Source organism: Trinickia camelliae, assembly GCF_053525655.1.
In genome coordinates, this window is record NZ_JBCHAA010000012.1 from 63,592 (window position 1) to 88,672 (window position 25,081).

The window sequence follows — 25,081 nt, forward strand, 5'->3', positions numbered from 1 at the left end:
CTCAACGATCCGCTTTCTTCACGACGAGGCGATGGATCACCTTGCCCGACGACGCGCTGACTTCCTCGCGATCGAGCAGCACGGTATCGCCCGCGCCGATTTCACGCATCACGAGGTGCTTATCGAATGCCGAGTAGAGGCGGCCGCGCTTGTCGCGCTCGGACTCGCCTTCGGTCACCCGCCAGCTTAGATACAAGGTGCCGCCGGGTTTCAGGATGTCGAACAAACGCCGTACTGCCGGCCCGATCAGTTCGGGCTCGAGATGCATGACGACCGTCTCGCACAGCACGTTTTCGAACGTGTGCGACGCGATGTTCGCCAACTCCGGCAAGCGGGCGACGTCGAAGCGCAGTTCGGGATAGCGCGTCCTGGCCTCGCTCAGCAATCCCTCGGACGCGTCGTAGCCGCATGCATCGAAGCCGTTCGCCGCCAGCCACGCGACATCGCGCCCCGCTCCGCAGCCGATGTCGACGGTCGGACCCGGCTTGAAGTACTGGCTCAGCAGCCGGTACATGTCGTCCGGGGCAGGCTGGCCGATCCAGTCGTCGGCGAACGACGCCGCGGCCTCGTCGTAGGCCGCCAAAGTTTTCTCGTCCATCGTCGGGCTCTCTTCAGGGATCTTGAGGGGAATCTCGGCGGATTATCGACGAAGTCGATGTGCCGTGCTCGACGCGGCCTCATGGTTCGGCGCGGGCTTCAACCCTCGATCCGTCCGCGTGTCGTGCCGAGCAATTCGGCCATCGCGCGGCGCGCGCCCTGCGCGTCGCGCGCCTTGATCGCGTCGAACACCGCCGTGTGCTCGGCAAGCGACGCGTTGAACACATCCGCCCGCTTCGCATTCAGCCGCAACTGCCCTTCGAGCGTGCGCTCGATCAGCGCGCCGAGCGGCAGCAGCAACTCGTTGCTGCACGCGTTCAGCACGCTCAAGTGAAAGCGCAGATCGGCGCGCACCCATTCGTCGACGTTCTGCGCCGCCGCCATGGCCGCATGCGCGTCTTCGATGACGCTCAGCGTCGCTTCGGAATGCGCGCGCGCCGCCAGTTCGGCCGCGAACGGCTCGATCATCTCGCGCATCTCCTGAAGCTTGAGCGCGAACGTCATCGGCTCGGCGACGCGCGCGTACCAATCGAGCAAGTCCGCATCGAGCAGATTCCACGCGATGCGCGGCCGCACGCGCGTGCCGACCTTCGGACGCGATTCGACGAGCCCCTTCGACGTCAGCGTGCGCAGCGCCTCGCGCAGCACGGTACGGCTCACGCCGAACGACTCCATCAGTTCGGCTTCGCGCGGCAGCGTCGATTCGGGCGGGTAGTCGCCGCGCAGGATCGCCGTGGCGAGCAGATGGGCGACGCGCCCGTGCAGATCGTGCTGAATAGTGTCCTCCGGTGGTGGGCCGGCGCGTTCGGTCACTTCTTTCACTTCGGTCGCGCGCCGGGACCGCGATTATCACGTATCGGGACGCGGCCCTGACCGCTTGACCTCAACGCCTCCAGTCCGAATAATACTATTAATACTACAACATGCCGAAATTTGCGATAGCATAGGCGATCGGCATTCCACCGTCACTCTCAGGAACAGGAGACACCCGCCCATGAAAATCATCAAGCTCGAAACCTTCATCGTTCCGCCGCGCTGGCTCTTTCTCAAGATCGAGACGGATGAAGGCGTGGTCGGCTGGGGCGAGCCGATCGTCGAGGGACGCGCGCACACGGTCGAAGCCGCTGTCCACGAGCTTGCCGACTATCTGATCGGCAAGGACCCGCTTCTGATCGAAGACCACTGGCAAGTCATGTATCGCGCGGGGTTCTACCGCGGTGGCCCAATCTCGATGAGCGCGATCGCCGGCGTCGATCAGGCGCTCTGGGACATCAAAGGCAAGCACCACGGCGTGCCCGTGCACGCGCTGCTCGGCGGCCAGGTGCGCGATCGCATCAAGGTGTATTCGTGGATCGGCGGCGACCGTCCGAGCGACGTCGCGAACAACGCGCGCGCGGTGGTCGAACGCGGTTTCAAGGCGGTCAAGATGAACGGCTCGGAAGAGCTGCAGATCATCGACACGTTCGACAAAGTCGAAAAGGTGATCGAGAACGTCGCCGCCGTGCGCGAAGCGGTCGGGCCGCACGTCGGGATCGGCGTGGACTTCCACGGCCGCGTGCACAAGCCGATGGCGAAGGTGCTCGCCAAGGAGCTCGACCCGTACAAGCTGATGTTCATCGAGGAGCCGGTGCTGTCGGAAAACGTCGAGGCGCTGCGCGACATCGTCAACCAGACGAGCACGCCGATCGCGCTCGGCGAGCGGCTCTACTCGCGCTGGGACTTCAAGCACATTCTGGCGGGCGGCTACGTCGACATCATCCAGCCGGACGCCTCGCACGCGGGGGGCATTACCGAGTGCCGCAAGATCGCGTCGATGGCCGAGGCGTACGACGTCGCCGTCGCGCTGCACTGCCCGCTCGGCCCGATCGCGCTCGCCACGTGTCTTCAGATCGACGCGGTCAGCTACAACGCGTTCATCCAGGAGCAAAGCCTCGGCATCCACTACAACAAGGGCAACGACCTGCTCGACTACATCAAGAATCCCGCGGTCTTCCAGTACGAAGACGGGTTCGTGTCGATTCCGCAGGGCCCGGGGCTCGGCATCGAGGTCAATGAAGAGAAGGTGCGCGAGATGGCGAAGACCGGCCATCGCTGGCGCAACCCGGTGTGGCGTCACGCGGACGGCAGCGTCGCGGAATGGTGAGCGTGGCGTGATGCGCGCCCGCGTTACGCGGGCGGCGTCTCAGTTACGTGACGTTTCGGGCGGATGGATCGCGCGCGTCGCTTAAGCGGCTCGCGCGCGACTTCCATCAATATCGCGCGAGCCTTGCCGCCTGGGGCTTGCGCGTTCACTAGGCGCGTTCGCGTCACGATTGGCCCGCTCCTTGCTGACTTCCCTGCAAACGACAAACAGGGGGCAGCAAATGGGCGAGTTCCTGCCGGACTATCTAATTCGCGAGCAAGTGGCCGTGGGCACGCTGGTCGTCTTCGGCGTGCTGCGCGTGATCGCCGCGGTCATCGGCTACGGACGCGGCTGGCGCATCTCGGCGGTCGGTCAGTGCTGCATCGGCGCGGCGCTCATCTACTGCGCACCGCAGCTCTTCGATGTGCTCGTCAATGCGTATCAAGCGCGCATCGCGGCGGCCGAGCTCGAAGGCAAAATCGCGGGCTGCGCGATTGCGCTGTTCTGCGCGCCGATCGTCAGCCACAAGCTCGGCTACGAGTAAGTCTCAGCATTGAGACAGCCGCGGCCGACGAGACTCAACCCGCCGCGAGATACCCCGGCGCGCTGTGCGCCAACGCCGCTGCCGCGATGAACACGCCCATCATCACCAACGCCTCGAGATGCAGCACGTTGTTGAACGTGTGCGCATCCACCGTCGACGCCGTGCGGCGCAGACGCGGCAGCGCCGACATGCGGTTCATGCCGGCCAGCACCAGCGCAAACGCGACCAGCGCGAGCTTGAGCAAGAGCACATGGCCCCACGTGCTCGACTGAAGCGGCGCCAGCGAACCGCCGAGTCCGCGCTCCGCATTGAGCGCGCCCGTGACCACGACGAACCCCAGCGCGACCAGCGACACTTGCGACACCTGTCCCGCCACGCGAATCAACGCGCCGCGCGCCACCGACGTATCGAGCGCGGGCAGCACGCCGAATCCGCCGGCCATCACGACGCCGCCCCATGCGCCCGTCGCCAGGATATGAAGCGTGTGAATGGCGGCGGCGGCCGACCACACGCCCGCATCGGCGGCATGTCCGAGCAACGCCTTGCCTGCCGCAATCACGATGACCGCCAGCCAGAACAACGCATGACCGAGCGTGCCGTTGCGCCCGAAGAGCGCCGCGAGCAGCATCACCACCGCGCCGCCGAACGCCACGCACCATGCCTGGCCGACGTGCGTTTGCGCAAGCACAGTGGGCACGACGCCGAGCGCCGAGATCACGCCCGAGCCACTCATCGATGCGGCCTGATACACGAGCCAGCCGATATCGGCCAGCACAAGCACGATGGCGGCGGCCACGAGAGATCGTTGCGCGCGCAACCATGCATGGTGCGAAGGCGCGGCGATCGTGCGACCGCCTTCTTTCGCGAGCCATGCGTCGAGCAGCGCGGAGCCGATGGCAAACGCGAACGCGACGTTCATCAGCGCGGCCATCGCGACCTGGCCGACCCACAATCCATCGACCCTCATCGGACGACCCGCTCCGCTGCCTTCGGCGAATAACGTGGCGCCGAACGGGACGGGACAGCGTCGAAGCTGGAAGCGACTGCGCGCATCGACGACGCGCGCGGCAAGGGATCGGACAGATCGAAATAATTCATCGGCAGGCTATCGAAAGGAAGAAGTCAGGAGGAGCGCAACGGATGCATGACGCGCACCATCACGGCACGGTCCGTCCGCATGCGCAGGCGAGAGTGTACGCTTCGATGCCCCTCGCTCGCGACGGTTCAACCGGCGTTGGCGAATGGCCGTTCATGCTGCACAATGAATCGCTTTATCGCCCCACGCGAGGCGGCCACCGCTTGGCCACTCCGGTCACTTCGCCACCGACAGGAAACGATCATGAACAAGTCCGTATCGCGCCACGCTCTGTTCGCCGCCGCAGTCGCGGCCGCGGCGAGCGCCGCGCCGCTCGCCGCGCACGCCAGCGACGTCGACCAGACGAAAGTCAAAGTCGAGTGCTTCGGCGTCTCGAAGGCCGGCCAGAATGACTGCGGCACGGACTCGCACAGCTGCGCCGGACAGGCCAAGAAAGACAACGACCCCGCCGACTTCAAAACCATGCTGAAGGGCACCTGCCAGAAGCTGGGCGGCAAGTTCACTGAATAGCAGACGATGCGGCCGGCTTCTCCGGCCGCGTCAATCCACCCAATTCACCTGAGCAAAACCGCCGCGCGGCATATTGTCGCATCGACGCACTCACGGGAACCGGAACGGTGTAGGCCAAATAGCCGCCATCACCCATCGATGATAGAATGCTGCGTCGCAGCGCCCGGCTGCCTCATTGTGTGTGTACCGAGCCGATCGAAGCCCGGTCAGGTCCCCGAATAACATGGAGTTACGCGTGTCTTCAAGACGCATTTTCCGCCCGCTGCTCGCCCTTTTGCTGATCGGCATAGCAGGCGTCTATAGCGCTGCGAAAGCGCAGACTCAACCCAATCCCCCGGTCGATACGATGGAATCGCGAGTGCAAGGCTGCACCGCATGCCACGGCTCGCACGGGCAGGGCACCGACAATGACTACTTCCCGCGCTTGGCGGGCAAGCCGGCCGACTACCTGTACAACCAGCTGGTCAACTTCCGCGAAGCCCGCCGGAAGTACCCGCCGATGAACTACCTCGTCACGTATCTCTCGGACGACTATCTCCACCAGATCGCGACGTACTTCTCCCAGCAGCGTCCGCCGTATCCGCCGCCGGCCACGCCGACGGTGTCGCCGGCCACGCTCGCGCGCGGCAAGGACATCGTTCTGCACGGCATCCCGGGCAAGAACGTGCCGGCCTGCGCGGCCTGCCACGGCTCACAGCTGACCGGCATGCAGCCGGCCATTCCGGGCCTCGTCGGCCTGCATAGCGATTACATCAGCGCCCAGCTCGGCGCATGGCGCTCGGGCTCGCGTCACGCGATCGAACCTGATTGCATGCACGCCGTCGCGATCCGCCTGACCGACGACGACGTCAACGCCGTCGCTTCGTGGCTCGCCACCCAGCCTGCCCCGCAAAACCCCGTGCCGGCCCCGGCCCGCTCGCTGAAGACTCCGCTTGCCTGCGGCAGCGAACCGCAATAAGGCGCGAGGAGAGACATTCAAATGAAACGCAAGTCCCTGTTCGCTCTCTCGGCTGTCGTCATCGCGGCGGCGGTCGCGCTCGTTCCCGTCCTGTGGTCGGGCGGCGACCACCTGCACAACGGCGCAGCCATGGCGGCCACGCCGGAAGACCAGGCCGCGCTGATCAAGCGCGGCGAGTACCTCGCCCGCGCCGGCGACTGTATCGCGTGCCACACGGTGCGCGGCGGCAAGACCTTTGCCGGCGGCCTGCCGATGCTGACGCCGTTCGGCACGCTGTACACGCCGAACATCACGCCCGACGACCAATTCGGTATCGGCAAGTGGTCCTCGGACGACTTCTACCGCGCGCTGCACACGGGCCGCTCGAAGGACGGCAGCCTGCTCTACCCGGCGTTCCCGTTCGCGAGCTACACGAAGATCACGCGCGCCGATTCCGACGCGATCTACGCTTACCTGCGCTCGGTCGAGCCGGTCTCGCTGCCGAGCCATGCGCAAGAACTCAAGTTCCCGTTCAACAACCGGAACCTGCTGATCGGCTGGCGCACGCTGTTCTTCCGCGAAGGCGAGTACAAGCCTGATCCGACCAAGTCGGTCGAATGGAACCGCGGCGCGTACCTGATCGAAGGTCTCGGCCACTGCAGCATGTGCCACACGTCGATCAACGCGATGGGCGGCCCGGTCAATTCGGCAGCATTCGCCGGAGGTTTGATCCCGCTCCAGAACTGGTATGCGCCTTCGTTGACGTCGAACAAGGAGGCCGGCCTCGGCGACTGGGAAACTAAGGACGTCACCGATCTCCTGAAGAACGGCGTGTCGCAGCGCGGCGCCGTGTTCGGTCCGATGGCCGAAGTCGTGCACAACAGCATGCAGTACATGTCCGACGACGACGTCAAGGCGATGGCGACGTACCTGAAGACGATTCCGCAGAAGAGTGAAGCACCGGAAACGATGCAGCTCGAAACGTCCGAACAGTTCGGCAGCGAACTGTTGGACCAGGGTCATAAGATTTATACCAGTCAGTGTGCGAAGTGCCACGCGGAAAACGGTCTCGGCTTCCCGCCGGCCTTCCCGCCGCTCGCGAACAACCAGTCGATTCAGATGCCGTCGGCGGTCAATCCGATCCGCATGGTGCTGAACGGCGGCTACCCGCCGAGCACGGAAGGCAATCCGATGCCGCACGGCATGCCGCCGTTCGCTCAATCGCTGTCGAATCAGGAAGTGGCTGCGGTTGTGACGTACATCCGGAAGACGTGGGGCAACCACGGCACCGCGGTGTCGCCGCAACAAGTGAGCGACCTGCGTTCGGCGCCGCTCGACTAAGCGCGGCCTGACGCAACAGGGCGCGGCCTGCGGGAAACCGCGGCTGCGCCTTTCGCATTTTCAGGGCTGGAGGTTTTACCGGACCGTTCCAGCCTTGCCATCGCGCCAAGAGCGCAGACAAGCATTTAGGGGGTTTTGCCGTGCATATCGGTGAGCGTTTCAACAGCATCAGTCACCTGGTCGGCGCTGTGCTGGCGGTGGCGGGACTGGCGACGCTCGTCACGATGGGCGCGCTCGACGGCGATGCGTACAAGGTGGTGAGCTTCAGCGTCTACGGCTCGATGCTGTTCGTGCTGTACACGATTTCGACGCTCTATCACAGCATCCGTCATCCGCGCGTCAAGGCAATCCTGCAAAAATGCGATCACTCGGCGATCTATTTGCTGATCGCGGGCAGCTATACGCCGTTCACGCTCGTCACGCTGCGCGGGCCGTGGGGCTGGTCGCTGTTCGGCGTAAGCTGGGGACTGGCGGCGGTCGGTATCGTGCAGGAACTCACGCTCGGGCGCCGCACCCGCAGCGTTTCGATGGTGCTCTATGTGCTGATGGGATGGCTCGCGCTCGTGGCCGTCCGTCCGCTCATCGCGGCGCTTCCGCCGGCTGGCCTGGCATGGCTCGTTGCCGGCGGAATCATCTATAGCGCCGGCATCTATTTCTTCATCAACGACGAGCGCATTCGACACGGTCACGGCATCTGGCATCTGTTCGTGCTGGCCGGCAGCCTGTGTCAATTCGTCAGCGTCGCGGCGTATGTCGCGTAACGCCTCCGGTCAACCCATCGCGGCGTAATCGCCTGGCGATGCAACTAAACGCGCAGCACCGTGTCTTGAATGCACGTGCCTGCTATGCGGCGCATCACAGCGCCGCCGATTCACCCGGCCGTCAGCCGTTCGCGCCCCAGGGCTGCGTGAAGCGACGGTCGTCATTACCCGAATTGCTAGAAAATCCACTATGTCTTTTGATTCTCTCGGCTTGTCCGAACCGTTGGTGCGAGCCGTTCACGAACTAGGCTACACGTCCCCCACTCCGATCCAGAAACAAGCGATCCCGGCCGTTCTCAACGGCGGCGACCTGCTCGCCGGTGCGCAGACCGGCACCGGCAAGACCGCCGGCTTCACGCTGCCGATCCTGCAACGCCTGGAATCGATGCACGCCGGCACGCACAACGCGAAGCGCCCGGTGCGCGCTCTGATCCTCACGCCGACGCGCGAGCTCGCTGCTCAAGTCGAAGAAAGCGTGCGCGCGTACGGCAAGTATCTGAAACTGAAGTCGACCGTGATGTTCGGCGGCGTCGGCATCAATCCGCAAATCGATGCGTTGAAGCGCGGTGTCGATATCGTCGTCGCGACGCCGGGGCGTCTGCTCGATCACATGCAGCAAAAGACGATCGACGTATCGCAGCTCGAGATTCTCGTGCTCGATGAAGCCGACCGCATGCTCGACATGGGCTTCATCCACGACATCAAGCGCGTGCTCGCGAAGCTCCCGCCGAAGCGCCAGAACCTGCTCTTCTCGGCAACGTTCTCCGACGAGATCAAGGCGCTCGCCGACAATCTGCTCGATTCGCCCGCGCTGATCGAAGTCGCACGCCGCAACACGACGGCTGAGACGGTTGCGCAGAAGATCTATCCGGTCGATCGCGACCGCAAACGCGATCTGCTCACGCATTTGATCCGTCAGCACAACTGGTTTCAGGTGCTCGTCTTCACGCGCACGAAGCATGGCGCGAACCGTCTCGCCGAACAATTGACGAAGGACGGCATCAGCGCCCTTGCCATCCATGGCAACAAGAGCCAGTCGGCACGCACGCGCGCGCTCGCGGAGTTCAAGAACAACACGCTGCAAGTGCTCGTCGCGACCGACATCGCCGCGCGCGGCATCGATATCGATCAGCTCCCGCACGTCGTCAACTACGACTTGCCGAACGTGCCCGAGGACTACGTGCACCGGATCGGTCGCACGGGGCGTGCGGGCGCGAGCGGTGAGGCGGTGTCGCTCGTGTGCGTCGACGAACTGCAGTTGCTCAAGGACATCGAGAAGCTCATCAAGCGCAGCGTGCCGCAAGAAGTGATCGCGGGCTTCGAGCCCGATCCGAATGCGAAGCCCGAACCGATCCTACGCCGCGGACAAGGCGGTGGCGGTGGCGGCGGCCGTCAGCCGCGTCAAGGCCAAGGGCAAGCTCAGGGGCAGAAGCAAGGCGGCGCAGCGCGACGCGAAGGCGCGGCGCCGTCGGCTCCGAAGCAAGGGCAGCGTGCTCAGCAAGCGCCTCGTCGCGAAGGCGGCAGCGAGGCTGGAGCACGCCAAGGTCGTCCGGCGCCGGCAGGCTCGGCCGCCCCGGCACAGCCGCGTCAAGATGCACGCCGCGCACCCGCTCGCAATGCATCGGCGCCGAAGCCGCAATCGCAAAACACGCAGCGCCATGAGTCGGCCCGAGGTGAAGCGCGTGCACCGAAGCACGACAACGCTTCCGAGAACAACGGCCCTGCAGGCAACCGCAAGCCGCAAAGCAACCCCGGCGCGCTGCTCGGCGGCGCACCGCGCAGCGATACGTCACGCCGTCCCCAACCCGCACGCAACGGCCAGCGCGGCCGTTGATCGCGTCGCGATACGCGATAACCCGTTAGCCGTTAGCGGCCCGCTGCGCCGCTCGCGGCTTGTCTCAGGTGCTCGATCTGCCGTTCCCATCGATCGAGCACCGCGTCCCTTCCCTCTTCCAAATCGAACGTGATGCCGCTCGTCAAGCGCGCATAGCGGACGCGCTGCGATTCGCCCGTATCGATCGAGCCCGCGAAGCACGCCAACGATCCCGGCACGTCACGCTTATCGTCCTCACCCGCGTCCTCGTCGTTCGTGAGCGGCTGCACATCGAACTGCACTTGATAAAACGCCTCGTCGTGCACGAAGGTCAACGCGGCCTGAGCGCGCTCATGCAGCGCGCGCGCCGAGCGCGAGCTCGGCCATAGCGCGAAGCAAAGCGTGCGTGAATCGGGCGCATACAATTCGCCTGCGCTCAACAGGGACGTGCGCGCATGACCGTTCGCATCGATCGTCACCAGCGATGCCGTAAAGCCCACCTTGGCGGCAAGCGCCGTACCATCGAACAGGGCGCGCAATTCGGGCGGCCATTCATCGAAAGCGCTTTGCTCCAGCGCGGTTTCGCGAGAAGTGGGATCGGACATGGCTTGCCTCGCTCATCAGCGTATTTCGTGCGGAACTCGTGCCGCTTTGCATGGGACCCAAGTAAGGCTCTGCATGGGGCCGGAGTAAGTGCTGAAGCACTAACTCCGGCCGACACGCTGAAGCGCCAACTTGGGTCGACAAATGAAAATGGCCCGCATCGAGCGGGCCATTTCGTTGTAGCACAAACGAGCGGCGTGCATCACGCCATCTGCCTAGCGAAAGAAGACGTGCTGCGTGATCTTCGCGAGCGGATAGTGCACGCCCGGCTGAATCTTCGCGGGCAGATCGAGCGGTTTCAGCAGCATCTTCACGCACATATCGGCCGACAGATTGCGCCTCACCAGCGCATTGACGCGCGCCACACGATCCTTGTTGTAGTTCGAATCGTTGACGCGCTCGGGATAGCGAATCGCGAACACGTGCCGCAGCGCGATTTCCGAATCCTCGTTCTTGATTTCCATGACTCGTCGCATCAACGCGCCGAGCACCGCGAGCCGGCCGTTGCCCTCGGTCTTGTTGTACTTCTTGAAGTATTTGAAAAAATGCTTGTAGTGGCGGACTTCGTCGGTACGGATGTTGTCGGTGAGCTCCTTGAGCACGGGCTCGTCCGAACACTCGTTGATCGCGCGGTACAACGTAGCCGTGCCCGTCTCGACGACGCAGCGCGCGACCATCTCGAGCGCGCGGCTCTTCTCGAACTGTTCGACCGAGCACGTCTTCGAATACTCCTCGAAGAAGTTATGGAAGGCCGTGTCCCAGTCGAATTCCGGCCAGACGTAATGGATATAAGCCTTCAATGCGCGGCCGTGCTGAAGCTCCTCAGGCTCCCATTCGTGGTTGAGCCACGCGGACACTTCCGGATCGCCGTTGAAGAACGTGGTGAGATTGCTGGTGTAGAGGTCGGAACCGCTTTCGATAAACGATGCGGCGACGAGCAACAGCAAGAGATCCTCGTTTGCCGCGGCACGCTGACGATCGATCCGCGTGAGATCGATGTCCTCGATACGCCAGGGCATCACATGGTTGGAGTCAGGTTGCATTCGTTGCGCTCCCAAAGCCGCATTCAATTCTGTGTCCTGCACATACCGCACCTTCATGAGAAGTGCGTTGCCGAGTCCGCGTTGAATACAGCGCAATTGAGTTTGTTAAGCCTTATGTATTCGGAATGTTAGCCGGACTTTTGCAAAGCTGCCGGTAAGTAGCACAGACCATGCCGCGCGCCTGCGGTTCCTTGGTCCCCTGCCTCAAAATTAGACCGCATTCTCAAAGGCGCGCCAGCGCTCGCCGATTCGATCCGCAGTCGTCGAGTGCCATTCGTTACACGATATAACGCCGTTCAAAATCCTGCCGCGAGCCCATCGCGGCGGCTGTCGCTGGCAGCGACATATCCGCGCTCGGGATCGTTGCGGTCGAGCTTCCAGATGAATTGGCCCGAACCGAAATCCATATAGGGATCGTCGATGGACTGAATCGTATGGCCGCGCACTTCGAGTGCGCGCGCGGTATTCGCGTCGAGCGTCGCTTCGATATCGATCGTGAAATCGTGATTGACCTTCCAGCGCGGCGCATCGCAAGCGGCCTGCGGCTGCTGGCCGTAGTCGAGCATGCGCACGATCGTCTGCAGATGGCCTTGCGGCTGCATGTCGCCGCCCATCACGCCGAAGCTCATCACCGCTTCCTGCTTGCCGTCGACACGCTGCGTCAGGAATGCCGGAATGATCGTGTGGAACGGCCGCTTGCCGCCTTCCACCACGTTCGGCGACGCCGGGTCCATCGAGAAGCCATAGCCGCGGTTCTGCAGCGCGATGCCGGTATCGGGCACGACGATGCCGGAGCCGAAGCCCATGTAGTTCGACTGAATGAAGCTCACCATCATGCCGCGCTCGTCGGCCGCCGACAGATAGATCGTGCCGCCCGCACGCGGCATGCCGAAATCGAATTGCGTCGCGCGGCGCGGGTCGATGAGCTTGGCGCGCGAGGCGAGGTAGGCGTCGTCGAGCATTTGCTCGGGCGTCACTTCCATCGAGCGAGGATCGGCGACGTAACGATAGACGTCGGCGAATGCGAGCTTCATCGCTTCGATTTGCAGATGCTGCGACTCGATGCCGTCGACCGGCAACGAACCGATATCGAACTTCTCGAGGATGCCGAGCGCGATCAGCGCGGCGATGCCCTGCCCGTTCGGCGGAATTTCGTGGACCGTGTAGCCGCGATAGTCCTTGCTGATCGGCTCGACCCATTCGGCGCGGTAATTGCGCAGATCGTCGACGGTGAGCGCGCCGCCGCCCTCGCGCGCGAACGCCGCGATGCGCTCGGCGATCTCGCCTTCGTAGTACGCGCGCGGACCTTGCTCGGCGAGCTGGCGCAGCGTCCTGGCATGACCCGGAAAGCGCACCAGCTCGCTCACTTCCGGCGCGCGGCCGCGCGGCATGAAAGTCGCGGCAAAGCCCGGCTGGTCTTTCAGCTCAGGCACGGCCGCCGCCCACTTGTACGCGACGATGGAGGCGAGCGCATGCCCGCGCTCGGCGATCTCGATTGCCGGAGCCATCAGGTCGGCGAACGGCAGCGAGCCGAACTTGCCATGCAGCGCCTCCCAGCCGGCGATCACGCCGGGCACGGTCACCGAGTCCCAACCGCGCTTCGGATGCTTCGCCATCCCGTGCTCCTCGCCGTATTTGCGCTTGAAATAATCGACGTTCCAAGCAGCCGGCGCGACGCCCGACGAATTCAGCCCGTGCAGCTTCGCACCGTCCCAGACGAGCGCGAACGCATCGCTACCGAGACCGCACGACACCGGTTCGACGACGGTGATCGCGGCAGCCGCGGCGATCGCCGCATCGATCGCATTGCCGCCTTTCCACAGCATGCGCAGGCCCGCCTGAGCGGCGAGCGGATGCGAAGTCGAGACGATATTGCGAGCGAAGACGGGCAGGCGCTGTGTGGGATACGGGTTTTGCCAGTTGAAGCGGGTCATGTCGTGAACTCTCGGCGGAAGTCGGGTGAGATGGAAAAGTCTGACTGACTGCAGAGTTGCATTATGAATACAAGACTGGAATCGCGCTTTTCACGCCACGCGCTTTTCAAGCCACGGATTGCAACGAAACCGGGCACGTCAAGCCCCCTCGCCTGCCCGACAGATCCATGCGCTCGCAGCCGAATACTATGGCCCCGATTGCGAGAAACCATCGCAGAAGCCGCCTGAGCCAGCCGCCGCAGGTTTTACAATACGCTCACTCCAACCGCCGCGTGCCGAGCGCCGCCGATCACAAAACCATGACCCGAGACCCACGCCTGACCCTCAACGCGCGTCAACAGGAATTGCTCGAATGGGTGCAGCGTGACGGCTTCGTGACCGTCGACGATCTCGCCGCCCACTTCGACGTGACGCCGCAGACGATCCGGCGCGACGTCAACTGGCTCGCGGACATGAACCTGCTGCGCCGCTACCACGGCGGCGCGAGCCTGCCGACGAGCTCGGAGAACGTCTCCTATGCCGCGCGCCAGCGGATGTTCCATGACGAAAAGCGCCGCATCGCCGCGCTGGTCGCCACGCACATTCCGGACCAAGCATCGCTCTTCATCAACCTCGGCACGACGACCGAAGAAGTCGCGCGCGCGCTGAACCGCCATCAAGGTCTGCGTGTGATCACGAACAACCTGAACGTCGCGAACATGATGAGCGGCTACCCCGACTGCGAGGTGCTCGTGACGGGTGGCATCGTGCGTCCGTGGGACAAGGGCATCGTCGGCGAGCTGGCGATCGAGTTCATCAAGCAGTTCAAGGTCGATTTCGCGATCATCGGCACGTCGAGCATCGAGACCGACGGCACGCTGCGCGATTTCGACACGCGCGAGGTGCGTGTCGCCGAGGCGATCATGGAGCATGCGCGCACGGTCTATCTGGCCGCCGACCATTCGAAATTCGGACGCCCAGCCCTCGTGCGCCAGGGGCACCTGAATCAGATCGACGCTCTCTTCACGGACGCGCCCACGCCGCCCGAAATGGAAGAGACGCTCGCGAAAGCCGGCACGCAGGTATTCGTCGCCGAATGAGGGGTGCCGGTTCAACCGCTGAATCGCTGCTGAATAGCGTGTACTCACACACGCGCACCATGAAAAATCGCGCCAGGTGCTAAGCGCGTTTTAGCCATTCTCCTAGCCAAAGCCGCCGAAACACGCGCGCCGGGTGCTGCACCGCACGCAAAACTTCGAGTGAAATCAAGGATTTGTCGTCGAGACCCAACCGCCTCTCGGGCGCTCAATTGTCAAATGGAATATTTTCTCGGGACGGTTTGGAGAGGAACGCGCGCTTGACTACACTCCAGTTCCCCGACGTTCTTCAACGAGCGCCGAAGGTGGCAGTTTTTCCGCAACGACCCAAAAGGTTAGCGCGCGCCGGCCGCAGACGCTGCCGGTTCCTTGACAGTTATGGTTGCCATGGAGAGAACAATGCTGAGCCCGCACGAATTCGCCACATTGATGCTCGTAAAAGATGCTCCCAACCAGGTCGACATGGACCGCGAAGAACTCGACGCTTTACTCGAACACCAGCTCGTACAGCTCGAGAATCTGGCCTCCGGCCTCCAGCAATGGCGCATCACCGAGCACGGCGACTCCGCGCTCAAAGCGATTAAGCGTTTTTCTTAAGTCGGCGGCCGACGATTGAGAGGCCGCGTATCCGAAATGTGCGTTCGCACCGCCGGTGCGAAGATCAGGCACAACCATCTGATTCGTTTCGAACGCGAACGGGTCCGCATTTGCGCGGACCCGTTTCTATTCTTGCGCTGACGCGGGCCCAGCTCCGGCCGATGGCCGCGCGCTAGCGCTCGCCCAGGCTGCTCAGCCGGCCCTCAAGGTCGGATCGACCGCGGCTCGCCAGCTCAGCGCCTTCGCGCGTTGTTCATTGAAGAAAGCCGCCCACTGACCGCGCATTTGGCCGCTTCCCGCCCCGAGCGCCGAGTATTGCTGCGCAATCGACGCCTGGAACGCACAGAAATCCGGCTTCGAGATCTTGCCGTGGCGGCTCGCGACGTACGCATCGAAGAGCGCCGAATACACTGGCTGCGCATCGTCCCCGTAGTTCACCGGCTGCGCACCGCACATTTCCTGCAACGCGACCAGCGACGGCGCGCCAAATCCGCCGTTCAGACTCGGCGTCCCAACGCAGCCGGCCAGCAGCATCACCGCACCCACCGCCGCACTAGCCGCACTGACCGCCGTACCCATCGTCAACAGTCCACGCATGTTCACCTCGCCGTTTTTTCCATGATAGCGCGCGGCAGAATTCGAATCTTCGAACTCTAGTTTCGAACTTTACTTTTTCGATTTTGTTCGCTAAATTTCGCAAACGAACATTTTTGGTTCGTCTCATTTTCAATCGGCGAACTCAGAATTCAGGGGACAGAGTCAGTGACGCAAGGCACGAGATACGATTTGCTCGTCGTGGGCGGCGGGATCAATGGCGCCGGCATCGCGCGCGATGCGGCCGGGCGCGGCCTGTCGGTGCTGCTCGTCGAGCAGGACGATCTGGCGGCGCACACGTCGTCGTCGAGCACGAAGCTGATTCACGGCGGCCTGCGCTACCTCGAGTACAAGGAATTCGGTCTCGTCAGAAAGGCGCTGCAGGAACGCGAGACGCTCCTCTACGCCGCGCCGCACATCATGTGGCCGCTGCGCTTCGTGATGCCGCACATGCCGAATCTGCGTCCCGCGTGGCTGATCCGCGCCGGGCTCTTCCTCTATGACCATCTGGCGAAGCGCGAACTGCTGCCCGGTTCGCGCGGCATCGACATGCGCCGCCATCCGGCCGGCGCGCCGCTCGTCGATTCGATCAAGCGCGGCTTCGTCTATTCCGACGGCTGGGTCGACGACGCACGCCTCGTCGTACTGAATGCGCTCGACGCAGCCGAACGCGGCGCGACCGTCATGACCCGCACGAAGCTCGCGAGCGCCGTGCGCGCGGGCGGCGAATGGCATGCGCAGCTCGAATCCAAGGACGACGGCCGTCTCATCGACATCCGCGCCGGCGCGATCGCCAATGCCGCCGGGCCGTGGGTCGGCCAGCTGCTTTCGGGCGCGCTTGGGCGCGAAGCGCAGCACAGCGTGCGGCTCGTCAAGGGCAGCCACATCGTCACGCGGCGCCTGTTCGAGCACGATCATGCGTACATCTTCCAGAACCCCGACAAGCGGATCATCTTCGCGATCCCCTACGAGCACGACTACACGCTGATCGGCACGACCGACATCGAATATCGCGGCGACCCCGCGCAAGTCGCGATCACCGAAGACGAAACGCGCTACCTCTGCGAGTCGATCAACCGCTACTTCAAGCGCCATATTTCGCCGCAAGACGTCTGCTGGACGTATTCGGGCGTGCGTCCGCTGCTCGAAGAGGAAGGCGCCGACAACCCCTCCGCCGTCACGCGCGACTACAAGCTCGAACTCGACGCGAAGCCGGGCCAGGCGCCGCTGCTGTCGGTGTTCGGCGGCAAGATCACGACGTTCCGCAAGCTCGCCGAAGAAGCCACCGACATCCTCGCCGGCGCACTCGCCATCGACGCGCACGCATGGACCGCGCGCGTGCCGCTGCCCGGCGGCGACATCGCACAGGCCAAGTTCGAACCGTTCGCCGCGCGCTTCGCGGCGGAACACCCGTGGCTACCCGCCGAACTCGCGCGCCGCTATGCGCGCGCGTATGGCACGCGCGCAGCGCGCGTGATCGGCGACGCGAAATCGCTGTCCGGCCTTGGCCGCGCATTCGCGCCGGGTCTCTACGAAAGCGAGTTGCGCTACCTGCGCGACAACGAATGGGCGAAGAGCGCGCAAGACGTGTTGTGGCGGCGTTCGAAGCTCGGCCTGCATCTCGAGGCGGGCACGATCGACACCGTGCGCGCCGATATCGACCAGTGGTTCGCTCAAGCGCCGATTGCCGCCGCGGCGCCTGCGCCTGGCGCACCGCGAGCCGCGTCGCCCATGGCGGGCTGAATATCTTTTCGACATTGCGTTATGCAGCCTTAGACGCATTTGCATCACATCATCACCGCAGCCCCGAAGTCCCTTTAAAAAAACGCTGTAACCCCATCGCCCCGCTGTCCGCAGAGGCGAATCGACTACACATGGAGAAGAGACAATGCAGGATCAGTACATCCTAGCGCTCGACCAAGGCACCACCAGCTCGCGTGCGATGCTGTTCGACCGGCAGGGCAACGTCGTATCCGTCGCTCAAAAAGAATTTGGGCAGATCTATCCGCAGCCGGGCTGGGTCGAGCACGATCCGTGGGAAATCTGGTCGACGCAAGCCGGCGTCGCTGCCGAGTGCGTGACGCACGCGGGCATGAACGGCTCGTCGATCGCTTCGATCGGCATCACGAATCAGCGCGAGACGACCATCGTCTGGGACCGCGAAACCGGTCAGCCAATCTACAACGCGATCGTCTGGCAGGACCGGCGCACCGCCGAGTTCTGCGATCAACTGAAGGCACAGGATCTCGAAGCGAAAGTGCGCGCGAAGACCGGGCTGCCGATCGACGCCTACTTTTCCGCAACCAAGATCCGCTGGATTCTCGACAACGTCGAAGGCGCGCGCGAAAAAGCGAAGCAAGGCCGCCTCGCATTCGGCACGGTCGATAGCTGGCTCGTCTGGAACCTCACGAAGCACTCGCTGCACGTGACCGACGTGACCAATGCGTCGCGCACGATGCTCTTCAACATCCACACGCTCAAGTGGGACGACGAGCTGCTCGAGTTGCTCGACATCCCGCGCAGCATGCTGCCGGAAGTGCGCAGCTCGTCCGAGATCTACGGTCCGACCGTGACCACCGTGTTCGCCACCAAGATTCCGATCGGCGGCATCGCGGGCGACCAGCACGCCGCCCTCTTCGGCCAGATGTGCACGAAGTCCGGCATGGTGAAGAACACCTACGGCACCGGCTGCTTCCTGATGATGAACACCGGCGACAAGCCGATCGAATCGAAGAACAACCTCGTCACGACGCTCGCGTGGAAGATCGGCGACCAGGTCAACTACGCGCTCGAAGGCAGCATCTTCATCGCGGGCGCGGTCGTGCAATGGCTGCGCGACGGGCTCGGCATCATCAAGAGCGCGCCGGACGTCGAAGCGCTCGCCGCCGGCGTCACGCATAGCGACGGCGTCTACCTCGTGCCCGCGTTCGCCGGCCTCGGCGCGCCGCACTGGAACCCGCGCGCGCGCGGCACGCTGTTCGGCGTCACGCGCGGCACGACCGACGCGCACATCGCGCGCGCGGCGCTCGATTCGATCGCGTATCAATCGTTGGATGTGTTGAAGGCGATGGAAGCCGATTCGGGCATTCGCGTCGGCGAATTGCGCGTGGACGGCGGCGCTTGCGCGAACAACCTGCTGATGCAATTCCAGGCCGACATCCTCGGCGTCGATGCGGTGCGTCCGCAGGTCAGCGAAACGACGGCGCTCGGCGCGGCGTATCTGGCCGGTCTCGCGGTGGGCTACTGGAAGGACGTCGGCGAACTGCAAACCCAATGGCAACTCGACAAGCGCTTCTCGCCGAAGCTCGAGCAGCGCGAAGTCGAGCAGTGCCTCGCCGGCTGGCAGCGGGCGATCACCGCGGCGAAAGCCTGGGCCGACTCCAACTGACGCAACTGACACGAATGGCGGACCAGGCCGCCATTCGAGCCACTCCCTATACGAAATGAAAGCGGGCCCGGCGTCGCCGAGCCTGCAAGAATAATCTTTTGGAGAACAAAGCAATGTCCCCTTATATCGCGGAATTCATCGGCACGGCCGTGCTGGTTCTGCTAGGCAACGGCGCCGTCGCCAACGTCCTGCTCGCGCGCACGAAAGGCAAAGGCGCGGATTTGATCGTCATCGTCTGGGGCTGGGCGATGGCCGTGTTCATCGCGGTCTACATGACCGCCTCGTTCAGCGGCGCGCATTTGAACCCGGTCGTCACGATCGCCCTCGCGCTCGCCGGCAAGTTCGCATGGAGCAAGGTCGGCGGCTACATCGCCGCGCAGATGCTCGGCGGAATGTTCGGAGCCTTCGTCGTCTGGCTCGCGTATCGGCAGCACTTCTCGAAGACCGAAGACGCCGATCTCAAGCTCGCGTGCTTCTGCACCGCGCCGGCCATTCGCAGCGTTCCGCACAACGTGCTGACGGAAATGATCTGTACTTTCGTGTTGATTCTCGGCGTGCTGTATCTGGCGTCGCCGCAAGTGGGCCTCGGCTCGCTCGACGCGCTGCCGGTCGGCCTCCTCGTGCTCGGCATCGGCATCTCGCTCGGCGGCCCGACCGGCTACGCGATGAGCCCCGCGCGCGACCTCGCACCGCGTCTCATGCACGCCCTCCTGCCGATTCCCGGCAAGCGCGACAGCGACTGGCGCTATTCGTGGATTCCGGTCGCCGGGCCGCTCGCGGGCGGCGCGATGGCTGCGCTGTTCTACGCCCACGTGCACTGAGGCGCGCCCAACACTCGTTGAGCGTAAATCGCGCAGACGGAGTTTTGGCGCAGCGGCAATGCACGTATCATGATGCTTTCGGATAGAAAGCCCGCGAAGTTGCGGATAAACGCGGAAAACGCGGGCTTTCGTCAATTCAAAACGCTGCGCCGCACTCTCGCTTAGCTCCCATGCTCGACCATCTCATCTGTGACTGCGACGGCGTGCTCGTCGACAGCGAAATCATCGCCGATCGCGTGCTCGTCGAAACGCTGTCGGCCACCTTCCCCGGCATCGACTTCGAAGAAGTCGCGAAAACCGCGTTCGGTCAGCAGACCTCGCGCTTTCTCGCGAGCCTCGAAACGCAATTCGGCATCACGATGCCCGCCGATTTCCTCGATACGATCGACCGCAATATCGAAGCCGCGCTCGCGAAGTCGCTCGGACCGATCGCCGGCGTGCGCGATGCATTGCACCGCGTGACGCTGCCCGCCGCGGTCGTGTCGAACAGCCGCCTCGCGCGGGTCGGCGCATCGCTCAAGCGCGCCGGACTCACCGACGTCTTCGGCCCGCGCGTGTTCAGCGCCGAACAAGTCGCGCGGCCCAAGCCGTTTCCCGATGTGTATCTCTATGCCGCGCAGCAATTGGGCGTCGAGCCGGCGCGCTGCGTGGTCGTGGAAGATAGCGTGGCGGGCCTGCACGCGGCGCGCGCGGCGGGCATGAAGACGATCGCGTTCGTCGGCGCGAGCCATATTCCCGACGGCTACGCCGAGGTGCTGCGCGGCCTCGGCGTGACCCGCATCATGGAGCGGATGGAGCAATTGCCGGAATTTGTCGCTGCCGGGGCGCGCGGGGAGTTCGGGGATGTGCAGTCGTAAGTCGTAGCGGGCGCCGAAGGTTGCTGACGGCCGCTCGTTTGTTTCGTCGTTTTTGTACCGAATGCCGACGAGCGTTTTCAAAGCCCGTCGGCAGACTCATCGCTTAGCGTCAAACCGCATCCGCGACACACTCGCTCGCCGTGGCCGCCGCCAGCGCCGCGCGGAATTCCACCAGCTCCGCAATCGTCAGCATCGGCAGATCGTGCTTCGCCGCGAAACGCTCGACATCGGCGCCGCGCGTCATCGTCCCGTCCGGATTCATCAGTTCGCACAACACGCCGGCCGGCTTCAAGCCCGCGAGAATCGCGAGATCGACCGTGCCTTCGGTGTGTCCGCGACGCGTCAGCACGCCGCCGTGTGCGGCGCGCAGCGGGAACACGTGGCCAGGACGGACGATATCGGCGGGCTTCGCGTCGTCGGCGATCGCGGCGCGGATCGTCGTGACGCGATCCGCCGCCGAGACTCCCGTGCTCACGCCGTGGCGCGCCTCGATCGAGACCGTGAACGCCGTACCGTGACGGCTTTCGTTTTGCGCGACCATCGGCGGCAATTCGAGCGCTCGGATCTTGTCGTCGGGCAAGCACAGACACACGATGCCGCTGCATTCGCGGATCAAGAGCGCCATCGTTTCGACCGTGAGCCGCTCGGCGGCGACGATCAGGTCGGCTTCGTTCTCGCGATCGTGATCGTCTTGCAGCACGACGGCGCGGCCTTCGCGCAGCGCTTTGAGCGCGGCGTCGATGCGCGGCGGAACGGCTTCGGTGGACAGCAGCGGAAGTTCGGCGAACGCCGTGGAAACAACGGATTGAGACATGTGAAACGCTCCTCGCAAAGAGAGTAGGCGAAAAACGTTCCAGGGCATTGCAAACAGACAGAACGACGCATGCGCCGCGCAGCATGAGCCGCACGCCGCAAGCGAGACGGACGTGACTATCTGCACATCTTCTTCCATCCGGACTATGACCGTCGGCCCTGGCATCGCACCAGATCTGCTGACCCCGCTCTTTCGGCAACGCGACGATGTCGCGCCATGAAAGTGCAGGCGCTCGCGGGCTCGCCGGCTTTACGCCGGCATACCGCCGGTGGGGAATTTCGCCCCGCCCTGAAGACGCACTGATTGCCGGTTTGACCGGCGGGTGAAGCATACAACAGCTAAGCGCTGCTTGCAGGGCAGCGCTCAGCGAGCTGACAAGATTGAAATGAAGGCTGTTCTCTAGGGTCGGGTTGCGCCGCCCCCCCCGCTCCGGCTAATCGCGCGAACCGTCGTGCGGAAGCGGAATGTCCCAGCGCGGCGGCGTTTCCGCGTTGACGGTCACTTGGTACGCGCGCGCTTCGGTGTCGCCCGGGTTGCGCAGCGTGTGCGGCTGGTCGGCGTCGAAGACGATCGCATCGCCCGTCGCGAGCAATTGCCGCCTGTCGTGCACGCTGACTTCGAGCGTGCCGTCGCTGACGACGAGGTTGATCGTCGTCCCAGGCACGCGCGGCGCACCCTCTTCGGTATGCAACGGCGCGATGCGCAGCTCGTGGAATTCGGTGCTGGCGGGCTCGGCGTCGGGATAGAGCGCGCGCACGGAAAAGCGCCCGTTCGAGCTGATGACGCGCCGCGCGCGCTCGGCCGGCAGATGCTCGATGCCGTTCACCGCATGCCGGCGCAAGAACGCCGCCACCGACACCTTCAACGCCAGCGCGATCTTGCACAGCACCTTGATCGACGGAGTGCTGCGCGCCGACTCGATCTGCGCGAGCATCGCGCGCGACACGCCCGACGCCCGCGCGAGCGCATCGAGCGAGAGCTGCCGCTCGGCGCGCAAGCGCGCGAGGTTCACGCCGACGACGTGTTCGAGCGCATCGAACGGCTCGTTCAAACGGCTGCGAAGCTGCGCATCTTCGGCAGGTTCGCGGACCAGCGCTAAGGGGGAATGCATGTCGGTTGCCTCCATGGTCGCCGCGGCGCGGCGCTCAAACTCGAATGGAGGCAAGGCTAGCATCGGGGGTGCGGCGCTCAAACGAAGAAATCGTCACACTGTTATCACGTGCGGCGACGCGGGCATTGACCCACGCCGCCGACGCACCTGGAACGCCTTATGACGAAACCCGCTCGACGACACGCTTGGCCACCGGCGCATCGAGCCGCGCCGCGACCCACGTGAGCACGAGCGCCGCAACCGCTACCGCGGCCGCAACCAGCGGCAGCTTATCGAGCCCATGTCCGTGCGTCAGCACGAGCCCGCCGAGCCACGCGCCTGCCGCGTTGCCGAAGTTGAAAGCGCCGATGTTCAGCGTCGAAGCGAGATTCGGCGCGTGCTTCGCCTTCTCGACGACCCGCATCTGCAGCGGCGGCACCGTCGCGAACGCAGCGATCCCCCACACGAACACCGTCACCGCCGAGAGCACCGGCGAGTGGCTCGTCCTCGCGAAGATCACCATCACCACGGCGAGCGCCGCGAGGATGCCCATCAGCGACGGCATCAGCGCACGATCCGCGAGCTTGCCGCCGAGCGTATTGCCGATCGTCAGCCCCGCGCCGAACAGCACGAGAATCAGCGTCACCGAGCGCGGCGAGAAGCCGCCCAACTGCTCGAGAATCGGCGTGATGTAGGTGAACACGATGAACACGCCGCCGAAGCCGAGCACCGTCATCGCGAGCGCGAGCCACACCTGCGGCTCCTTGAGCACGCGCACTTCGTGGCCGAGCCCGACAGGGCCCGAGTCATGGTGGTTCGGCACCAGCGCCGCGACACTCGCGAGCGAAACGACGCCGATCGCGGCGACCACCCAGAACGTCATGCGCCAGCCGAACTCCTGACCGATGAAGGTCCCGAACGGCACGCCGAGCACGTTCGCGAGCGTGAGCCCGGTGAACATCATCGCGATCGCGCTGGCGCGCTTCTCCTGCGGCACGAGCGAGGCGGCGACGACCGCTCCGATCCCGAAGAACGACCCGTGCGCAAACGAGGTCACGACGCGCGCCACCATCAGCACCGTGTAATTCGGCGAGATCGCGCAGAGCACGTTGCCGATCACGAAGATCGCCATCAGCATTTGCAGCGTGAATTTGCGTGGCAACTTGCTCGTCACGACGGCCAACAGCGGCGCGCCGACGGTGACACCCAGCGCGTAGCCGGAGACGAGCAGCCCGGCGGACGGAATCGTCACGCCGAGATCACGCGCGACATCGGGCAGGATGCCCATGATGACGAACTCGGTCGTGCCGATCGCAAATGCGCTCATCGCGAGCGCTAACAGTGGAATTGGCATTTGAGGCCCCTTGAAACGGGATTTGGACAGGACGCATTCTCCCGGGGCCATTCGCTTTTGATAATTGGCGTAGCATTTAAATCATTCTCAAACGAAATCTAACAATCGAATCTCGAATGGATCGGCTCGGCGATATCAGGCTTTTCGTGGAAGCCGCGCAGCATGGGGGTATCTCGGCGGCCGGCCGCAAGCTCGGCCTCACGCCCGCGGCGGCCAGCGCGCGGCTTTCCAAGCTGGAAGCGGCATTGAGCACACGCCTCTTCGAACGCACTACGCGCCAGCTGCGCCTCACCGAAGAAGGACGGATCTATCTGAATCATTGCCAGCAAGCGCTGCAGGCGCTCGACGACGGGCAAGCCGCCCTGCACGCGGGGCGCAACGTCGTGAGCGGAAAGATCCGGGTCTCGACCACCTCGGACTTCGGCCGCAACCTGCTGATGGGCTGGCTCGACGAATTCAACGCGCTCTACCCCGAGGTCACGTTCGCGTTGACGCTGTCGGATTCGGTGTCGAATCTGCTACAGGACGACATCGACCTCGCGATCCGCTTCGGCGGCCCGCGCGAGGACAGCTCGCTCGTCGCCCGGCCTGTCGCCGTCAACCGGCGCGTGCTGGTCGCGTCGCCGGAGTACGTCGCACGGCACGGCATGCCCGAAACGCCCGCCGATCTGGCGCGCTTTGCCTGCATCGTCCTGGTGATCGCCTCCGGGCCGCTCAACGAATGGACCTTCGCGCGCGGCGACGAGATCCAGCACTACACGGCGCCGCTCGACACCTCGCGCGAGACGAACGACGGCGCCGTCGCGCGCATCTGGACGCTCAACGGCTACGGCATCTCGTTGAAATCTATGTGGGACATCGACGCGGATCTGTGCGCCGACCGCCTGAAAATCGTGCTGCCCGAATGGCGCTACACGGCCGACACGCCGCTGCACGCGTTCTATCACCGCAACCGCTACCAGCCGCCGCGCGTGACCGCGCTGCTGGACTTCCTGCGCGCGCGCTTCGAACGCGAGGAGCGCGAGCTGGAAACGCTGTTGAGCCTGCGCGGGCACCACCCGGAGGCCAAGGCTCGAAAAGTCTGAAAGGCTATAATAGAGGGCTCATCAGCGCACATTTGCGCCCTTTTTCTTTTCAACCCCACTTACGACGGACGCCCCCAGGTCAACCACTGCGAACGGCGAACCTC

24 protein-coding genes and 1 riboswitch are annotated in these 25,081 nt (G+C 64.2%); of the genes, 14 read left to right on the forward strand and 10 right to left on the reverse strand.

The features are described 5' to 3' along the window. Position 1: 1 nt before the first annotated feature. Entirely contained in the window at positions 2–598 is a 597-nt protein-coding gene (locus AAHK20_RS20020) for a class I SAM-dependent methyltransferase (RefSeq protein ID WP_449183253.1), read from the reverse strand. 98 nt (positions 599–696) lie between these two features. After that, entirely contained in the window at positions 697–1,410 is a 714-nt protein-coding gene (locus AAHK20_RS20025) for a FadR/GntR family transcriptional regulator (protein WP_449183406.1), read from the reverse strand. Between the two features lie 181 nt (positions 1,411–1,591). Between AAHK20_RS20025 and dgoD the strand changes: the two genes are divergently transcribed. Beyond that, on the forward strand, positions 1,592–2,740 hold the full coding sequence (gene dgoD / locus AAHK20_RS20030) for a galactonate dehydratase (RefSeq protein WP_449183254.1): 1,149 nt from the start codon (positions 1,592–1,594) through the stop codon (positions 2,738–2,740). Positions 2,741–2,960: 220 nt separating this feature from the next. Next, positions 2,961–3,263: a hypothetical protein gene (locus AAHK20_RS20035; RefSeq protein WP_449183255.1), complete on the forward strand. Its 303-nt coding sequence runs from the start codon at positions 2,961–2,963 to the stop codon at positions 3,261–3,263. Positions 3,264–3,297: 34 nt separating this feature from the next. On the opposite strand, the gene AAHK20_RS20040 is transcribed toward AAHK20_RS20035, so the two are convergent. After that, a complete protein-coding gene (locus AAHK20_RS20040; protein ID WP_449183256.1) occupies positions 3,298–4,230 on the reverse strand; it encodes a CopD family protein in 933 nt (310 codons plus the stop codon). A gap of 372 nt (positions 4,231–4,602) precedes the next feature. Here AAHK20_RS20040 and AAHK20_RS20045 point away from each other — a divergent pair, with 372 nt between their 5' ends. From AAHK20_RS20045 to AAHK20_RS20065, 5 genes are all read left to right on the forward strand, one after another. After that, entirely contained in the window at positions 4,603–4,869 is a 267-nt protein-coding gene (locus AAHK20_RS20045) for a BufA1 family periplasmic bufferin-type metallophore (protein ID WP_449183257.1), read from the forward strand. A gap of 223 nt (positions 4,870–5,092) precedes the next feature. After that, entirely contained in the window at positions 5,093–5,827 is a 735-nt protein-coding gene (locus AAHK20_RS20050) for a c-type cytochrome (RefSeq protein WP_449183258.1), read from the forward strand. A 21-nt stretch (positions 5,828–5,848) separates the two neighbouring features. Then, positions 5,849–7,147, forward strand: coding sequence for a c-type cytochrome (locus AAHK20_RS20055; RefSeq protein WP_449183259.1), 1,299 nt, complete (start codon positions 5,849–5,851; stop codon positions 7,145–7,147). A 140-nt stretch (positions 7,148–7,287) separates the two neighbouring features. After that, the gene (gene trhA, locus AAHK20_RS20060; RefSeq protein WP_449183260.1) at positions 7,288–7,908 is read left to right on the forward strand and encodes a PAQR family membrane homeostasis protein TrhA; all 621 of its coding nucleotides are present in this window, start codon (positions 7,288–7,290) and stop codon (positions 7,906–7,908) included. A 190-nt stretch (positions 7,909–8,098) separates the two neighbouring features. Beyond that, entirely contained in the window at positions 8,099–9,742 is a 1,644-nt protein-coding gene (locus AAHK20_RS20065) for a DEAD/DEAH box helicase (RefSeq protein WP_449183261.1), read from the forward strand. 32 nt (positions 9,743–9,774) lie between these two features. Here the strand turns inward: AAHK20_RS20065 and AAHK20_RS20070 are convergent, their stop codons facing one another. From AAHK20_RS20070 to AAHK20_RS20080, 3 genes are all read right to left on the reverse strand, one after another. Continuing rightward, positions 9,775–10,326, reverse strand: coding sequence for a pyridoxamine 5'-phosphate oxidase family protein (locus tag AAHK20_RS20070; protein WP_449183262.1), 552 nt, complete (start codon positions 10,324–10,326; stop codon positions 9,775–9,777). 213 nt (positions 10,327–10,539) lie between these two features. Continuing rightward, positions 10,540–11,367, reverse strand: coding sequence for a ferritin-like domain-containing protein (locus AAHK20_RS20075; protein WP_449183263.1), 828 nt, complete (start codon positions 11,365–11,367; stop codon positions 10,540–10,542). A 296-nt stretch (positions 11,368–11,663) separates the two neighbouring features. Continuing rightward, positions 11,664–13,301 (reverse strand): gamma-glutamyltransferase family protein, encoded by a 1,638-nt coding sequence (locus AAHK20_RS20080; protein WP_449183264.1) that lies wholly within the window; start codon positions 13,299–13,301, stop codon positions 11,664–11,666. A gap of 299 nt (positions 13,302–13,600) precedes the next feature. Here AAHK20_RS20080 and AAHK20_RS20085 point away from each other — a divergent pair, with 299 nt between their 5' ends. Both AAHK20_RS20085 and AAHK20_RS20090 read left to right on the forward strand, forming a co-directional pair. Then, positions 13,601–14,380 (forward strand): DeoR/GlpR family DNA-binding transcription regulator, encoded by a 780-nt coding sequence (locus tag AAHK20_RS20085; RefSeq protein ID WP_449183265.1) that lies wholly within the window; start codon positions 13,601–13,603, stop codon positions 14,378–14,380. 396 nt (positions 14,381–14,776) lie between these two features. Further along, the gene (locus AAHK20_RS20090) at positions 14,777–14,974 is read left to right on the forward strand and encodes a hypothetical protein (protein ID WP_137331073.1); all 198 of its coding nucleotides are present in this window, start codon (positions 14,777–14,779) and stop codon (positions 14,972–14,974) included. Positions 14,975–15,166: 192 nt separating this feature from the next. On the opposite strand, the gene AAHK20_RS20095 is transcribed toward AAHK20_RS20090, so the two are convergent. Beyond that, complete coding sequence (locus AAHK20_RS20095) at positions 15,167–15,571, reverse strand: hypothetical protein (RefSeq protein ID WP_449183266.1); 405 nt, start codon at positions 15,569–15,571, stop codon at positions 15,167–15,169. Between the two features lie 165 nt (positions 15,572–15,736). On the opposite strand from AAHK20_RS20095, the gene glpD reads away from it, so the two are divergent. From glpD to AAHK20_RS20115, 4 genes are all read left to right on the forward strand, one after another. Then, positions 15,737–17,311, forward strand: coding sequence for a glycerol-3-phosphate dehydrogenase (gene glpD, locus AAHK20_RS20100; RefSeq protein ID WP_449183267.1), 1,575 nt, complete (start codon positions 15,737–15,739; stop codon positions 17,309–17,311). 145 nt (positions 17,312–17,456) lie between these two features. Then, entirely contained in the window at positions 17,457–18,956 is a 1,500-nt protein-coding gene (gene glpK, locus AAHK20_RS20105) for a glycerol kinase GlpK (protein WP_449183268.1), read from the forward strand. A 113-nt stretch (positions 18,957–19,069) separates the two neighbouring features. Beyond that, positions 19,070–19,777 carry an MIP/aquaporin family protein gene (locus AAHK20_RS20110; RefSeq protein WP_449183269.1) on the forward strand — a complete coding sequence of 236 codons (708 nt, stop codon included), beginning with the start codon at positions 19,070–19,072 and terminating at the stop codon, positions 19,775–19,777. A gap of 170 nt (positions 19,778–19,947) precedes the next feature. Further along, entirely contained in the window at positions 19,948–20,634 is a 687-nt protein-coding gene (locus AAHK20_RS20115) for an HAD family hydrolase (RefSeq protein WP_449183270.1), read from the forward strand. A 109-nt stretch (positions 20,635–20,743) separates the two neighbouring features. Here AAHK20_RS20115 and ribB read toward each other — a convergent pair whose 3' ends face one another. The 3 genes from ribB to AAHK20_RS20130 form a co-directional block, all read right to left on the reverse strand. Continuing rightward, complete coding sequence (gene ribB, locus AAHK20_RS20120) at positions 20,744–21,448, reverse strand: 3,4-dihydroxy-2-butanone-4-phosphate synthase (protein ID WP_449183271.1); 705 nt, start codon at positions 21,446–21,448, stop codon at positions 20,744–20,746. A gap of 122 nt (positions 21,449–21,570) precedes the next feature. After that, positions 21,571–21,748, reverse strand: a riboswitch (FMN riboswitch). Between the two features lie 133 nt (positions 21,749–21,881). Beyond that, positions 21,882–22,559 carry a helix-turn-helix domain-containing protein gene (locus AAHK20_RS20125; RefSeq protein ID WP_449183272.1) on the reverse strand — a complete coding sequence of 226 codons (678 nt, stop codon included), beginning with the start codon at positions 22,557–22,559 and terminating at the stop codon, positions 21,882–21,884. Between the two features lie 157 nt (positions 22,560–22,716). Then, positions 22,717–23,892 (reverse strand): MFS transporter, encoded by a 1,176-nt coding sequence (locus AAHK20_RS20130; protein WP_449183273.1) that lies wholly within the window; start codon positions 23,890–23,892, stop codon positions 22,717–22,719. Between the two features lie 116 nt (positions 23,893–24,008). Between AAHK20_RS20130 and AAHK20_RS20135 the strand changes: the two genes are divergently transcribed. Next, positions 24,009–24,977, forward strand: coding sequence for a LysR family transcriptional regulator (locus AAHK20_RS20135; protein ID WP_449183274.1), 969 nt, complete (start codon positions 24,009–24,011; stop codon positions 24,975–24,977). The last annotated feature ends 104 nt before the right edge of the window (positions 24,978–25,081 follow it).